The 13,828-nt window shown below is 73.2% G+C and carries 14 protein-coding genes; 9 read left to right on the forward strand and 5 right to left on the reverse strand.

Annotated elements, in window-relative coordinates; translation table 11 throughout:
* Positions 1 to 47 precede the first annotated feature (47 nt).
* The 4 genes from EXE57_RS11130 to EXE57_RS11145 all read left to right on the forward strand — a co-directional run bounded on the left by EXE57_RS11130 (position 48) and on the right by EXE57_RS11145 (position 5,259).
* The gene (locus EXE57_RS11130; protein ID WP_167305880.1) at positions 48 to 860 is read left to right on the forward strand and encodes an AfsR/SARP family transcriptional regulator; all 813 of its coding nucleotides are present in this window, start codon (positions 48 to 50) and stop codon (positions 858 to 860) included.
* Positions 752 to 3,127 carry an AAA family ATPase gene (locus EXE57_RS11135; RefSeq protein ID WP_135077504.1) on the forward strand — a complete coding sequence of 792 codons (2,376 nt, stop codon included), beginning with the start codon at positions 752 to 754 and terminating at the stop codon, positions 3,125 to 3,127. Before EXE57_RS11130 ends, EXE57_RS11135 begins: the two co-directional genes overlap by 109 nt.
* Before the next feature lie 46 nt (positions 3,128 to 3,173).
* Positions 3,174 to 3,482, forward strand: coding sequence for a hypothetical protein (locus tag EXE57_RS11140; protein WP_135077506.1), 309 nt, complete (start codon positions 3,174 to 3,176; stop codon positions 3,480 to 3,482).
* A gap of 199 nt (positions 3,483 to 3,681) precedes the next feature.
* Positions 3,682 to 5,259 carry a bifunctional phosphatase PAP2/diacylglycerol kinase family protein gene (locus tag EXE57_RS11145; protein ID WP_244246789.1) on the forward strand — a complete coding sequence of 526 codons (1,578 nt, stop codon included), beginning with the start codon at positions 3,682 to 3,684 and terminating at the stop codon, positions 5,257 to 5,259.
* A gap of 28 nt (positions 5,260 to 5,287) precedes the next feature.
* On the opposite strand, the gene EXE57_RS11150 is transcribed toward EXE57_RS11145, so the two are convergent.
* Together EXE57_RS11150 and EXE57_RS11155 are read right to left on the reverse strand one after the other, a co-directional pair.
* The gene (locus tag EXE57_RS11150) at positions 5,288 to 6,142 is read right to left on the reverse strand and encodes an endonuclease/exonuclease/phosphatase family protein (RefSeq protein ID WP_135077508.1); all 855 of its coding nucleotides are present in this window, start codon (positions 6,140 to 6,142) and stop codon (positions 5,288 to 5,290) included.
* Positions 6,143 to 6,205: 63 nt separating this feature from the next.
* The gene (locus EXE57_RS11155; RefSeq protein WP_244246790.1) at positions 6,206 to 6,601 is read right to left on the reverse strand and encodes a DUF4446 family protein; all 396 of its coding nucleotides are present in this window, start codon (positions 6,599 to 6,601) and stop codon (positions 6,206 to 6,208) included.
* A 69-nt stretch (positions 6,602 to 6,670) separates the two neighbouring features.
* On the opposite strand from EXE57_RS11155, the gene EXE57_RS11160 reads away from it, so the two are divergent.
* From EXE57_RS11160 to EXE57_RS11175, 4 genes are all read left to right on the forward strand, one after another.
* The gene (locus tag EXE57_RS11160; protein WP_135077510.1) at positions 6,671 to 7,513 is read left to right on the forward strand and encodes a prephenate dehydratase; all 843 of its coding nucleotides are present in this window, start codon (positions 6,671 to 6,673) and stop codon (positions 7,511 to 7,513) included.
* Positions 7,513 to 8,103 (forward strand): TMEM165/GDT1 family protein, encoded by a 591-nt coding sequence (locus tag EXE57_RS11165; protein WP_135077512.1) that lies wholly within the window; start codon positions 7,513 to 7,515, stop codon positions 8,101 to 8,103. Before EXE57_RS11160 ends, EXE57_RS11165 begins: the two co-directional genes overlap by 1 nt.
* Before the next feature lie 77 nt (positions 8,104 to 8,180).
* Positions 8,181 to 8,549: a cyclic nucleotide-binding domain-containing protein gene (locus EXE57_RS11170; RefSeq protein ID WP_135077514.1), complete on the forward strand. Its 369-nt coding sequence runs from the start codon at positions 8,181 to 8,183 to the stop codon at positions 8,547 to 8,549.
* Positions 8,550 to 8,569: 20 nt separating this feature from the next.
* A complete protein-coding gene (locus EXE57_RS11175; RefSeq protein ID WP_244246791.1) occupies positions 8,570 to 9,640 on the forward strand; it encodes an adenylate/guanylate cyclase domain-containing protein in 1,071 nt (356 codons plus the stop codon).
* Here the strand turns inward: EXE57_RS11175 and EXE57_RS11180 are convergent, their stop codons facing one another.
* Positions 9,641 to 10,402 (reverse strand): DinB family protein, encoded by a 762-nt coding sequence (locus tag EXE57_RS11180; protein ID WP_135077516.1) that lies wholly within the window; start codon positions 10,400 to 10,402, stop codon positions 9,641 to 9,643.
* A gap of 85 nt (positions 10,403 to 10,487) precedes the next feature.
* On the opposite strand from EXE57_RS11180, the gene EXE57_RS11185 reads away from it, so the two are divergent.
* Positions 10,488 to 11,720 (forward strand): arginine deiminase, encoded by a 1,233-nt coding sequence (locus EXE57_RS11185; RefSeq protein WP_135077518.1) that lies wholly within the window; start codon positions 10,488 to 10,490, stop codon positions 11,718 to 11,720.
* A 285-nt stretch (positions 11,721 to 12,005) separates the two neighbouring features.
* Here the strand turns inward: EXE57_RS11185 and EXE57_RS11190 are convergent, their stop codons facing one another.
* Positions 12,006 to 12,944, reverse strand: a complete 939-nt coding sequence (locus EXE57_RS11190) for a DUF5926 family protein (RefSeq protein WP_135077520.1) — start codon at positions 12,942 to 12,944, stop codon at positions 12,006 to 12,008.
* Between the two features lie 10 nt (positions 12,945 to 12,954).
* Complete coding sequence (locus EXE57_RS11195) at positions 12,955 to 13,767, reverse strand: glycerophosphodiester phosphodiesterase (RefSeq protein ID WP_135077522.1); 813 nt, start codon at positions 13,765 to 13,767, stop codon at positions 12,955 to 12,957.
* Positions 13,768 to 13,828 lie beyond the last annotated feature (61 nt).

Consider the following 13,828-nt stretch of genomic DNA (forward strand, 5'->3'; position numbering starts at 1 on the left):
GGCTAGTCGGTGGCGCCGGGGTGTCCGGGATCCCTACCCTCGGGAGCATGGGGCTGGATGCGGGGGTCCTCGGAGGGATCCGGCTCAGGGTCGACGACGAGCAGGTGCCGTTGGCGCCACGACTGCGCCTGCTGTTCGCGCTGCTCGTCGCGGCCGGCGAGTCCGGCGTGGACGCCGACCTGCTGCTCGAGGAGCTCTATGCAGGCCGGCCCCCGCCGACCGCGCCCGCTGCCCTGCGGGTCCATCTCGCCAAGCTCCGCGACGCGCTCGAGCCTGGCCGGGACCGGGCCGTGTCGACCAGGGTGGGCCGCTCGCACGACCGGTGGCGGCTGCGGCTCGAGCCCGAGGAGTGCGACGCCACGCTCTTCACCGCCGAGGTCGGCCAGGCGCGAGCGCTGCTGGACCAGGGCGACCACCGCTCGGCGGTCGGGCTGCTCCAGACCGCGCTGGCACGGTGGGGCGAGCCGTACGACGGCCTGCCGGGGGCGTTCTTCGAGACCGAGCGCGGCCGGCTCGCCGGGCTCCGGCGGACCGCGGCCGTCGACCTGGTCCACTCCTTGCTGGAGGTCGGCGAGGCCACGACCGCCCGCGACGAGGCGGGTCGGCTGCGCGCCGACGACCCCTGGGACGAGGAGCTGATGCTGCTGCAGGCGCGCGCGACGTACGCCGCGTCGGGGCAGGAGCCGGCCCTCTCCCTGCTGCGCGACTTCGCCCACGAGCTCGACGAGGAGCTCGGGCTGGAGCCCTCGCCGTGGCTGCGGGAGGCCGAGCAGGCGGTGCTGCGCCACGACCCCGCCTGGGCGCCGGTGACGGCGACAGCCCCCGGGCAGCGGCGCCTGCCCCCACCGGCAGCCGGCTGATCGGCCGCGACGCCCTGCTGGGCCAGGTGCGGGCCCAGCTCGACGAGGGACGCAGCGTGCTGCTCCACGGGGAGGCGGGGATCGGCAAGACCTCGCTGCTGCGGCAGCTGCACCGGGACGTCCCGGACGCGGTGCTGGTCTCGGCCGCCGCCGCGGGAACGCCGTACTCCCTCCTCCACGACCTGCTCGACGTCCACGCGGGTGCGCGCGACGACCCCGACTGGGCCGACTTCCGCAGCCGGCGCCGCGCGCCCGACGAGACCGGCGACCTGCACCTGCTCGCCGAGGACCTCGCCGACCGCTACCTCGTCGGGTCGGCGGTGCTGATGGTCGACGACGCCGAGACGGTCGACCTGCTCAGCCTGCAGCTGCTGCGCCGGCTGGTGGGGCGCGGTACCCAGCTCGTGGTCGCGCGCCGCCCGGGCCGCCGGCTGCTGCGGGAGTGGAGCGCGCTGGCGCCGGTCGAGCTGCAGGTCGGTCCGCTCAGCGACGACGAGACCCGCCAGCTCGTGGCGCGGATCCGGCCCGGTGCGGTGCTCGACGACGACCAGCTCGCGGCGATCGGTGGGGTCCCGCTCCTCGCCGAGCACGCCGTCTCGACCGAGCTGGGCCTCGACGCGGTCGGCGAGCGGTTGCTCGCTCCGCTGGGCGAGGATGCCCGGGCGGGCGCACGGACCCTGGCCGTCGTGCAGACCCCGGTCCCGGTCGCGGCGCTCAGCAGCCTGGTGGGGACCGAGGCGGTCGAGGAGCTGCTGGTCTCACGGGTGCTGGAGGTCCACGGCGACCGGATCCGCTTCCTCCATCCGCGGCTCGAGGAGGGCCTGCGTCGCTCGCTCGGGTACGTCGGTTGCACCGCCGTGCTGCGTGACGTGCTCGAGAGCGGCTGGGACGCGCCCGCGCTGGTCGTCGCCGACGCGGTCGAGGAGCTCGAGCCCGCACTGCCCTCCGCCCTGGTCGCCCGCTGGGCGCTCGCGGCGGGGCAGGAGAGCCTGCTCGGCGGCGACCTCGACGGCGCGGCCCGTCACCTCGAGCGTGCCGCCGCCGACGACGACCCCGCCCGCGCACGCCAGGCCCGGACCCTGCTGGCGCGGTCGCTCGTCGCCGCCGGCCGGATCGTCGACGCCCGGCTGCTGCTGATGCCCTTGATGGACGAGCTGCGGGCCGAGGGCCTCGACGAGGAGCTGGCCCGCTGCATCGACGACTACATCGGGATGCTCCGGCTCGACGGTGGCGAGATGCACGTCGTCGAGCGCCACACCCGCTGGCTGCTCGGCCGCGACCGGCTCGCTCCCGACCGGCGGGTCGCGGTCCTCGACGCGCTGACCCGCTCGGTCGACGTCGCGCAGCTGGCGGCGCGGACCGAGGAGCTCCTGGCGGAGTGCGAGCGGGCCGGCTCGCCGTACTCCCAGTTCTGCGCGCTCGAGGCCCAGTGGCGGCTCTCCCACTACCGCGGCGAGGAGCCCACCCGGCGCGCCCGCTTCGCCATGCAGGCGCTCGACCTCGCCGCGCAGCTCGCCGACACCGAGCTCGAGGTGCGGATGACCCGCCACCTGCTCGACGACCTGGTCGCGCTCGGCTGGGGCGAGGAGCTCGCCGCGCGGCTGGCGCGGCTCGAGGAGATCTCCCGCACTCGCCGCCATGCCCAGGCCCGCTGGTGGGTGCAGCTGATGTCGGTCGACACCCTGCTCCGGCGGGGCAAGGCCGAGGACGCGCTGCTCGCCGCCCGTGAGGCCCACGACGCCTGGCCGCGGGTGCCCGAGCAGCTCCGGGTCGAGCTGCTCCAGCTGCAGAGCCTGGTCATCCTCTTCGTGCTCGGCGACTGGGAGCAGCTCGCCGCGGCGCTGCACGAGGTGACCGACGGGCCCGACTCGCTGTGGATCCCCGACCTGGTCCCGGCCACGGCGCTGCTCCTCTGCCGGGTCGTCGCGGGGCAGGCCGGGCCGGACGAGGTCGCCACCGGTCTGGACCGGGTCGTGGCCGCGCCGGCGGGGTGGCGGCGGGTCGCCGAGCTGGCGCTCGCGGGCCGCGCCGCCGTGGCCGCCGGCGTCCCCGCACCCCGCCTGCGTGAGGCGCTGGAGCCGTACGGGAAGTGCTGGGTCACCTTCGGTCCGGCGGTGTGCTCGCTCGGCCCGGTCGCGACCGTGCTGTCCGGTCTGGCGACCCTCGACGGCGACACCGGTTCAGCGAAGTACTGGGCCGCGCACGCCCGGATGCGCTGTACTTCGATGGACGCGTCGTGGTGGCTCTCAGAGGTCCCGGACACCTGAGCGACGGGGCACCACCGCCGACGCACCCGAAGGATGAGGTGACGTGATGCCCAAGCCAGGAGGCCGGCTCGCCACAGGCACCACCGAGTACGGAACGAACCGGGTCCCCCGGAAGGTCGGCCGGACGCGACGGCCCGACCTGGTCGCCGAGTGCCGGCGCCGCGGGATCGACCTGAGCGCCGAGGAGGAGGCGTACCTCCGCAGCCGCTTCTGGAGCCCCCGCACCGCGCGCGAGCTGATCTCGGTGATCCAGGGGTGCGAGAACGCCGGGGTCCCGTTCACGATGAGCTTCACGCACCAGGACGGGCAGCCGGTCGAGCTGCTCGAGGTCGAGATCAAGATGACGGGGCACTGACGCCCGACGTCTCGGCGTCGGGTCCTGTCCGCGCCGCCTTTGCACTCCCTTTGCACGCGCCGGGGATCGTCTTCCTCAACCACCTGGTGGGCCGGCCCCCTCCGCGGGGGAGCGGGGGCCGGCCCCTGGCTTGGTGGCCGGGCCGACCTGCCGGGGGGACAGGCGGCCCGGCCGCACCCCGGTGGTCATACTGGGGCCCGTGCTCGACCGCCCCCGCCACCTCCTCCTCGCCTGGTCCACCGCCTGCTTCGTGCTGTTCGCGGTCCTCGCGCTGGCGGTGACCCGCGACCGGACACCGCTGACCTCCTTCGACGACCTCGGACGCCGAGCCGAGGACTGGGCCGACGAGCACGACCTGCTCATCACCCTGCTCGGCTGGGTCGAGGTCGCCACCGCCACCATCGCGATGACCGTCGCCACCGTCGTGCTCGCGGTGATCCTGCTCGTGCGCCGGCATCCACGCGCGGCGGCGTACGCCGTGGTCGTGATGTCGGTGACGGCGCTGGCCACCACGATCATCAAGGCCACCCTCGGCCGGACCCGGCCCGAGTGGCAGTCGTCGGTCGACCTGTTGACGACCAGGTCGTTCCCGTCCGCCCACGCCTCCTCGGTCGCGGCGTTCGTCGGGATCCTCATCGTGCTGGCGTGGGTCTTCGTCCGACGATCCTCCATGCGGCGTACGACGACCGCGGTGCTCGTCGTGGTCTGGCTGGTCGTCTGCCTCGACCGGGTGCTGCTCGGGCGGCACTTCCCCACCGACGTGCTGGCGGGGTCGCTGCTCGGAGCCGGCTTCGTGCTGCTCTTCCTGGTGGTGCTGGACCCCCGGCCCCGCGCGCACGCCCCGAAGGCCGAGCCGCTGCCCGAGGTGTTCGCGACCGAGAAGAAGCTCGCCGTGGTCCTCAACCCGATCAAGGTCGAGGACGTCGGCCAGTTCCGCTCGATCGTCACCCAGATGGCGCGCGAGTCAGGCTGGTCCGCCCCCACCTGGCACCTCACGACCGTCGAGGACCCCGGCACCGGCATGGCCGAGGCCGCCTCGGTGGCCGGCGCCGACCTGGTGCTCGTGTGCGGCGGCGACGGGACGGTGCGCGAGGTGTGCGCCGAGCTGGCCGGCACCGGCATCCCGGTCGGGATCATCCCGGCCGGCACCGGCAACCTGCTGGCGCGCAACCTCGACATCCCGCTCTACCTCCGCTCGGCCATCGACGTCGCGCTGAACGGCCAGGACCGGGCCATCGACCTGGTCGCGGTCAGCGGCGACGGCATCCCCGAGGACACCCACTTCATGGTGATGGCGGGCATGGGCTTCGACGCCGCGATCATGGAGGGGGTCAACGAGGGGATCAAGGAGAAGGTCGGCTGGTTCGCCTACGTGCTCTCGGCGCTCAAGGCCCTGATGTTCCCGGCGGTCCGGATCGACATCTCGGTCGACGGCGCTGAGTTCGTACGGACCCGGGCGCGCACCGTCGTGGTCGGCAACGTCGGCTTCCTGCAGGCCGGGATGCCACTGCTCCCCGACGCCGCCATCGACGACGGCCAGCTCGACGTCGTGGTGCTGCACCCCAAGCGCTTCCTGTCGTGGGTGCCGCTCGCGATCCGGGTGCTCGCCAAGCGCTCCCGCACCGACGAGACCATCAACCGGATGACCGGTCAGACGATCGTGGTCCGCGCCCACGCCGACACCCCGCGCCAGCTCGACGGCGACGCGGTCGGCCCCGGCCGTGAGCTGCACATGGAGTGCCTGCACGGCCGGCTGCTCGTCCGCGTCCCCCGCTGACCTCCTCGCCCGCCGCCGGGGCCGTCGATCAGGGCAGCGCGCCGAACTTCACCGAGCCGCGCACGACGAAGTGGCCGACGGGGTCGTAGTCGGGGACCGGCAGCTTGGAAACCCCGGACAGCTTGTTGACCCCCGGGGCGCTGGCGAAGAAGTAGTCCAGCTCGCGGCCGCTGTCGGTGGTCGGCGCCATGGCACGGCACACGGACGTCTTGCCGCACTTCTGGTCGCCCTCCCAGAACCGGCCGCTGCCCTTGACCTTGTAGAAGCGGTCGAGCGGAGCCGACTTCGGGCCGTCGTTGAAGTCACCGGTCATCACGACCCGGCGGCGGTTCTCGATCTTGGTGTCGAGGATGCCGCGGATCTTGTTGGCCACGGTGACCCGGTTCTGCTCGCCGCTGGGCGCCGTGTTCTTGCCGTTGTAGTCGAGCGGGAAGTGGGAGGTGCAGACCGTCGTCCGGGCCACGCCGGTTCCCTGGAGGTCAACGCAGAGCAGCTTGAAGACCCGCTTCTTCTTCCCCGTGCCGCGCGTGATCAGCGTGCGGGTGCTGGTGTCGCCGAACGTGTGGACCGAGGCGATCGCGTTGCCCTTGCGGCACGACGCGTCGGTCGCGGCGCGCTGCTCGCGCCAGTGGACCCGGTAGCCCGCGGCGGTGAGCTCGGCCACCTGCGACTTGCACAGCTCCTGGAAGGTGATCGCGTCGACGCCGCCCCAGTCGGCCGCCGCCTGCATGGCGGGTCCGGGGCCGAGCGCGTCGGGGTTGTGCTGGACGACCTGGATCTTGTTGTCGGAGGTGTCCGGCAACGCCTGGGCCGTCGCCGCACCAGCGACCGAGCCTGTGAGAGCCAGCGCCAGCGCGCACGTGAGCCTGCCGAGGTACGACATGCGTGGTCCTTCCCGAGAAGAGGCAACGTCGGGTCGGAGCCTAGGGCAAGCGCGTCGGGGCGGTCAGGGACGGGCGTGCGAGATCGCCTCGTCCTCCTCGGGGGAGAGCTGCTGCTCGCAGGTCCAGCCGCTGATGTTCTTGGCGTAGGTCCGCGCCTCGCTGCGGCCGTGGATCGAGGTGACGACGACCCCGTGGCCGCCGTCGTCGAGGAGCGCGAGGGACCAGGAGAGGTGCCCGCCCATGTCGCCGAAGGCGTCGTACCTCACCACCGCCAGGTGGCGCAGCGCGTCGCCCGCCTCGCGCTTGAGCGCGGCGACCTCCTGGCGCAGTCCGCGGACGTCCTCGGGCAGGGCGTCGGCACCCCCGCCCCGCGAGCGTTGCGTACGACGCAGCGCGACGACGGCGAGCACCAGGGTGAGCAGGGCGACGACGAGCGCGGCCACGGACAGGATCCACACGGGGCCGACCCTATGACCGCGGACCGGGCGGACGTCGGCGGCGCGAGGGGGGCATGGGAAAATGAGGCAGTGACAGCGCGACGCATCGCCTACCAGGGGGAGCCCGGCAGCAACTCCCACCTCGTGTGCCGGCGACACCACCCCGACCACGAGGCCGTCGCCTGCGCCTCCTTCGAGGACGTCTTCGCGGCCGTCGAGGCCGGTGAGGCCGAGCTCGCGATGATCCCGATCGACAACTCGATCGCCGGCAGGGTCGCCGACATCCACCACTTCCTGCCGACGTCGGGGCTCCACATCGTCGGCGAGCACTTCCTGCGCATCCAGTTCACGCTGATGGGGATCCCCGGCGCCTCGATCGACGCGATCCGCACCGTCCACAGCCACGTCCACGCGCTGGGCCAGTGCCGCAAGGTGATCCGCGAGCTCGGCCTCGCGCCGATCGTCTCCGGCGACACCGCCGGCGCCGCACGCGAGATCGCCGAGATCGCCGACCCGAGCCAGGCCGCGATCGCCCCGCCGCTGGCAGCGGAGATCTACGGGCTCGACATCCTCCGCGAGGACGTGGAGGACGAGGACCACAACACCACCCGGTTCGTCGTCCTGGCCCGCGACTACGTCGAGGCGCCCCACGGCGACGGCCCGGTCGTCACCTCCTTCGTCTTCAACGTGCGCAACATCCCGGCCGCCCTCTACAAGGCGCTGGGCGGCTTCGCGACCAACGGCGTCAACATGACCAAGCTCGAGAGCTACATGGTCGACGGCCAGTTCACCGCGACCCAGTTCCTCGCCGAGGTCGACGGCCACCCCGCCGACACCGGCGTGGCCCACGCCCTCGAGGAGCTGGCCTTCTTCACCACCGACGTCAAGGTGCTCGGCGTCTACCCCGCCGCACCCGAGAGGGTCCAGCACTGATGGATCTCGTGGTCGTCGCGCTGACCTTCGGCGCGATCTTCGTCGTCGAGCTGCCCGACAAGACCTTCATCGCCACCCTCGTGCTGGCGACGAAGTTCCGTCCCATCCTGGTCTGGATCGGGGTCGGGCTTGCCTTCACCGTGCAGACCCTGGTCGCGGTCGCGCTGGGCCACGCCGCCTCCTTCCTGCCCACCGACGTGGTGCGGCTGGTCGCCCTCGTGATGTTCCTCGTCGGCGCGGTGATCCTGTTCCGGCAGGGACGCAGCCACCACCTCGACTCCGGTGACGAGTACGCCGAGAAGGCCGGCGACGCGTCGGGCCTCAAGGCGATCGGTGCCAGCTTCGTGGTGCTCTTCGCCGCCGAGTGGGGCGACCTGTCCCAGCTGCTCACCCTGACCCTGGTCGCGCGCTACGAGGACCCCGTCAGCGTCTTCGTCGGAGCCCTCGGCGCGCTGCTCGCCGTGAGCGGGCTGGCGGTGCTGATCGGCCGGGCGCTGCTGCGTGTCGTGCCGCTCCACACCCTCCACTACGTCGGCGCAGCGGTGTGCCTGGCGCTCGCCGGTTTCACGGCCTACGAGCTGCTGGCGTGACGCCTGACACGCTGGACAGTTGTTCACCGGTGGGCAAGGATCCCGACCGGGAGGACTGACGTGAGAGAGGCGCCTGCATGACCATCTTCGACGACCTCAGCGACCGCGAGATCGACACGATCAAGAACACCGGCACGCACGTCACGCTCCCCGCGGACTGGTCGCCCATCTGGGAGAAGACCCCCGCCGACAAGGCCTACATCATCGTCTCCGGCGAGGCCTCGGTGCGGCGCAGGGGCGAGGAGATCGCGCGCCTCGGGGAGGGTGACATCTTCGGGGAGTCCGCGATCGTCAACCACGCCCTCCGGTCCGCCTCCATCGTCACGCTGACCAAGCTCGAGCTGATCCACTTCAGCCGCGAGCAGGTCAACCGGCTCCGCGAGGAGATCCCGGCCTTCGGCCGCGCCCTGGACCGGGTGGCGCAGGATCGCCTCGGCACCTCCTGACGAGCCACGAGGACGCTGCGGTGGGTGAGGACGTCCCGCTCGACGACATCGAGCGCTTCCTGCTGGGCGCGCGGCCGACCCTCACGCGGGTCGAGGTCGCAGATCAGGCCGGCGTACCCCTCGAGCTGGCCGAGGAGCTGTGGGGGCAGCTGGGCTTCGCCCGGACCGCCGACGACGACGTCGCGTTCACCACCCACGACGTCGAGGCGCTGCGGCGTACGGCGGAGCTGGTCTCGCTCGGCATCCTCGGCTCGGGCTCGCAGGCCGCCCTGGTCCGCACCTGGGGCCGCAGCTACGCCCGGCTCGCCGAGTGGCAGGCCGAGCTGCTCGCGGGCCTCGCGCTCGCCGACGACCACCCCGAGCAGGCCATCGTCGACCTGGTGCGGGAGGTGACGCCGCGGGTCGAGGAGCTGCAGGACTACGTCTGGCGTCGCCACCTCGCGAGCGCCGCGCAGCGGCTGCTCCCGGCCGTCGAGGGCAGTGCCGAGGCGAGCCGGATGTCGGTGGCCTTCACCGACATCGTCGGCTACACCAGCCGCAGCAAGAACCTCACCGAGGCTGAGCTGGTCGACCTCGTCGAGACGTTCGAGGACGAGACCACGCGCGCCGTCGTCGCGGTCGGGGGCCGGGTGATCAAGACGATCGGCGACGAGGTCCTCTACGTCGCCGACGACCCCTCCGCCGCGGTCGAGGTCGCGCTCTCGCTGACCGCCCGCGGCGAGGACGACGACGACCCGTTCCCGCGGGTGCGCGCTGGGGTGGCCCACGGCGAGGTGACCAGCCGGCTCGGTGACGTCTTCGGCCCGACCGTCAACATCGCCTCGCGACTCACGTCCCTGGCCCGGCCCGGCGCGGTGCTGGTCGACCGCGGCGCGTTCGAGGCGCTGACCGGCTCGGACGACGACCCCGGCACCGCACCCGACGGCACCCCGCTGGCGAAGCTGCTCGACCGGGCCGCCGACGAGCTGGCCGACCTCTCGCCGTACGCCGAGCACGGAGGGCTGAAGTTCCGCAGGCTCCGGCGTACGTCGGTCAAGGGCTACCGCGCCCTCGAGCCCTGGGTCGTGCGCCGCGCGAAGCGTCCGTCCTGATCAGTCGCGGGCCGAGCCGGCGCGCTCCTCGAGCACGGCCAGGTCGCGCTCGGCGTACTGGCGGTGCCAGAACTCCTCGTTGAGGACCGTCCAGAGCACCTCGGCCACGGGGTAGCGGGCGGCCGGCGGCCAGCTCGGCCCCTCCACCGGCTCGGTGTCCCCCGCGAGCTGCTCGTCGGTCAGCTGCTCGAGGACCCGGCGCACGGTGGCCTGTCGGTCGCGGCGCAGCTCGAGCACCTCGTCGAGCGAGGGGCGGGCCTCGCGGTCCCAGGGGACCTCGGAGTGGGGCGTCATCTCGTCGAACGGGAGCGAGAGCGGGTGCCACGGGCGCGGGTCTCCCAGCATCGCGCGGCGCACCCAGACGTCCGTGGCGTAGACGAGGTGGCGCAGCGTCTCGACGAAGGACCACTCCCCGTCGACGGAGGCGTGGAGCTGCTCGGGCGGGAGCCGGCGGGCGTGGGCGAGGGTCTCCTCCCACACCCCCTCCAGGACGTCCCACGCACGACGGAAGCCCGCCGCGTCGTCGGGGCGCATCAGCGCCAGCTCCGGGTGGCGGCGCACCAGCTCGGCCTCGACCAGCGGCGCGACGTCGACGCCGTTGACGACGAGGTGACGCACCTCGCCGCTGATCTGCACGTCGACCAGGTCGACGCCGCGCATCACCACTCCCGACAGGTCGACGGCGCGGAACCGGGCGCCGGTCAGGTCGACGTGCTCGAAGGTCGCACCGGTGAGGTCCCGGTGGGAGAAGGTCTCGGCCATGCGGTGAGGCTAGACGGGCCCGCCGACAGCCGCCCAGGCGTGCCGGACTTGCCACGCGTGGCCCGGGTGGCATAGGCAGACCCCCATGGCGAACCACCCCACCCACGGCGCCGACAGCGAGGTCGGCCGGCTGCAGACAGTGATGCTCCACCGACCAGGTGACGAGCTCAAGCGGCTGACCCCGCGCAACAACGACAAGCTGCTCTTCGACGGCATCCCGTGGGTGGCCCGCGCGCAGGAGGAGCACGACGCCTTCGCCGACGCGCTGCGGGGCCGCGACGTCGAGGTCCTCTACCTCACCGAGCTGCTCACGGAGACGCTCGAGCAGGAGCCGGCCCGCAACCACGCGATCACCACCGCGCTGTCCGGGCTGCACCTCGGTGACACCATGCGGACCTACCTCGCCCATGCGCTGCGCGACGCGACCCCGGCCGAGCTCACGGCGTACCTCACGGCGGGCATCCGCAACGACGAGGTCCGCGGCGGCCACGGCCTGGTCACCTCGCTGCTCCACGAGCACGACTTCCTCATCGACCCGCTGCCCAACCTGCTGTTCACCCGCGACTCCAGCGTCTGGGTGCGCGACCGGGTCGCCGTCACGTCGCTGGCGATGCCCGCACGACGTCGCGAGACCCAGCTGACCGAGCTCATCTACACCGAGCACCCGCGCTTCGTCGGCACCCGCAAGATCCACGGCTGGCACCACGAGCACGTGGAGGGCGGCGACGTGCTGCTGCTCGCCCCCGGCGTCATCGCCGTCGGCGTCGGCGAGCGCACCACCCCGGCCGGCGTCGAGCGGCTGGCCCGCCAGGTCTTCCACGCCCGGCTGGCCCACACCGTCCTCGCGGTCCCGATCGCGCAGGAGCGCGCCACGATGCACCTCGACACCGTCGCCACCATGGTCGACGTCGACAAGATCGTGATGTACCCCAACGTCGCCGACTCGCTGCGCGCGTACGCCGTCACCGCGCCGGACCCCGACCAGGCCGAGGACACCCTCACCCTGCACGTGGCCGACGCCGAGCCGTTCCTCGTGGCGGCGGCCAAGGCGATGGAGATCGACACGCTCCACCAGATCGACACCGGTCTCGACCCGGTGACCGCCGAGCGCGAGCAGTGGGACGACGGCAACAACACCCTCGCGATCGCCCCCCGGGTGGCGGTGGCCTACGAGCGCAACGACGGCACCAACGACCGGCTCGAGGAGGCCGGCATCGAGGTGGTCCGGATCGCCGGCTCCGAGCTGGGCTCCGGGCGTGGCGGACCCCGCTGCATGAGCTGTCCGGTGGCGCGGGAGCCGCTGCCGTCCGAGGCCTGAGGGGGTCTTCGTCGAGATGGGCGCCCGCAACCCTTGAGTTGGGCCTGCGCACCCAGCCCAGCCGCACTCCGGCCCATCTCGAGCGTGACGGGGGCCCATCTCGACGTCGCCGGAGAACCGGCCCGGGAGCGCGTGCGGGCGCGAGGAATTGAAGACCCGGCCGCTGCCGACGGGGGAGACAACAACGACCGGGTTGCGAGCAAACCTACAACGGTGGGGACGGGCGCACAACACGGGCCCCGGGTGTGTTGCACCACGTCGTGAGCGGCCGTCCGCAGGGGGTCCTCAGCGGATCGTGACCTGCCGGTTGGCGAGGCCGTTGCGGGCCGAGCGCTGCGCCTGCGTGAGGTCCGAGTCGTCGGCCAGCGCCTCCGCCAGGGCGGCTGCGAACCGGTCGGCGGGCTCCTCCAACGCCTCGGCCCCGGTGCCGAGCGGGAGGTCCCAGACCGGGGCCAGCAGCCCGTGGGCGCGGAACATCCCCACGAAGCGCGAGTCGGGCACCAGCACGTCCTGACCGGCCGCATGGAGCCGGGCCAGGGCGTCGAGCAGGTCGCCCTCGGGCTCCGGCATGACCCAGCGCAGGTGCTCCTTGGTGCCGACGTCGGTCCAGTACGCCGCGGCCACGGAGGTGAGCCGCTCGGTGGGGTTGACCGAGGCGTTGGCCTGCTCGAGCGCCCCCATCATGTCCGGGGCGTCGGGGACGTCGGCCACCCAGAACTCGAACCCCTCGTGGACGGTCACGTCCAGCGACTCGGCCGCGACCAGGTCCTGCAGCCGTGTGCCCTCACCCGGCGCCGCCGTGAGGCCGACGATGCCCGGCTCGTCCTGCGCCAGCGCCGCCTCGAGCACCGCGCCGAGGTCCCGGGCGGGGTCGCCGAAGTTGTGCTGCACCTGCAGGGCCAGCCAGACCGCGCCGCTCTCGCGCACCATGGCCGGCGCGGCCATCGGCAGCAGCGTGCACAGGGTGACGTCGCGGTCGGCGTGCGCGCCGCCGAGCGGCAGCGGGGCGGTCGCGGCCGGTACCAGCTCGCGCAGCGCCACCAGGTCGCACTCCGACGGCAGGCCCTCGAACGGTCGGCCGACGAAGACCGCGGGGGCGCCGCCGGGGGCGCCGTGGCAGGCCTTGTAGCGGCGGCCGGAGCCGCAGGGGCAGGGCTGGCGCGGGCCGACCTCGCCGGGTGCGGTGGGCTGGGGGCGGGACTGGGTGCGGGAGCGCTTCGCCATGGCCGCGAGACTAGGCCATGCCCTGCGGCTCCTGGCCGTCGAGCCGGTCCAGCATGTAGGCCGGGCGGTCCGTGATGATCGCGGTGACACCGAGCTGCTGGCAGAGCGCGAGCTGGGCGTCGGTGTTGACGGTCCAGACGTGGATCTCCCGTCCGGTGCGGAGCAGCCGCTGCGCGAACCTGGGGTGCTTGGTGAGCTGCTCGATGCCGGGCCCGAGGATCCAGCCCTCCTCCAGCACCGGCATCACCATCGGCCAGTGCCGGGCCTTGTCGATGAGCATCACGAGCCGGACGTCCGGGGCCATCCGCTGCACCCGCTGCAGCGCCACGTAGGAGAAGCTCATCACCCGGACCGGGCTCCCCGGCCGGTGCCAGCCGAAGTGGCGCAGCAGGTCCACCAGCCGCCTCTCGACCAGGCCGCCGTACCGGGTGGGGTGCTTGGTCTCGATCGCCAGGTCGACCCGGCGGCCGCAGTCGGCGACCGTCTCCATCAACCGGCGCAGCGTCAGCATCCGGTCGAGCCCGCCCTCGCGGTCGGGCGCCTCGTCGTCGAGGTCGGCCCAGGGGTTCTTCCAGGAGGCGAACTCCAGCTGGTCGAGCTCGGCGAGCTCCATGGTGGAGACCAGCCCACGGCGGCTGCCGGTGCGACGCAGGTCGCGGTCGTGGAAGCAGACCAGGTGGCCGTCGGAGGTCAGCCGTACGTCGCACTCGAGGCCCTCGGCACCGGCGTCGAGCGCCTCCAGGTAGGCACCGAGCGTGTGCTCGGCGAGCTGCTCGCTGGCGCCGCGGTGGGCGACGACCTGCGGCCTCGTCCCTGGCCTCATGTCGGGCATTGTGGCGCGTCGGCGGCCCGGAAGGGTGCACGCCCGCCGGACGCGCGGCGTC

This window comes from Nocardioides euryhalodurans (assembly GCF_004564375.1).
GTDB lineage: Bacteria > Actinomycetota > Actinomycetes > Propionibacteriales > Nocardioidaceae > Nocardioides > Nocardioides euryhalodurans.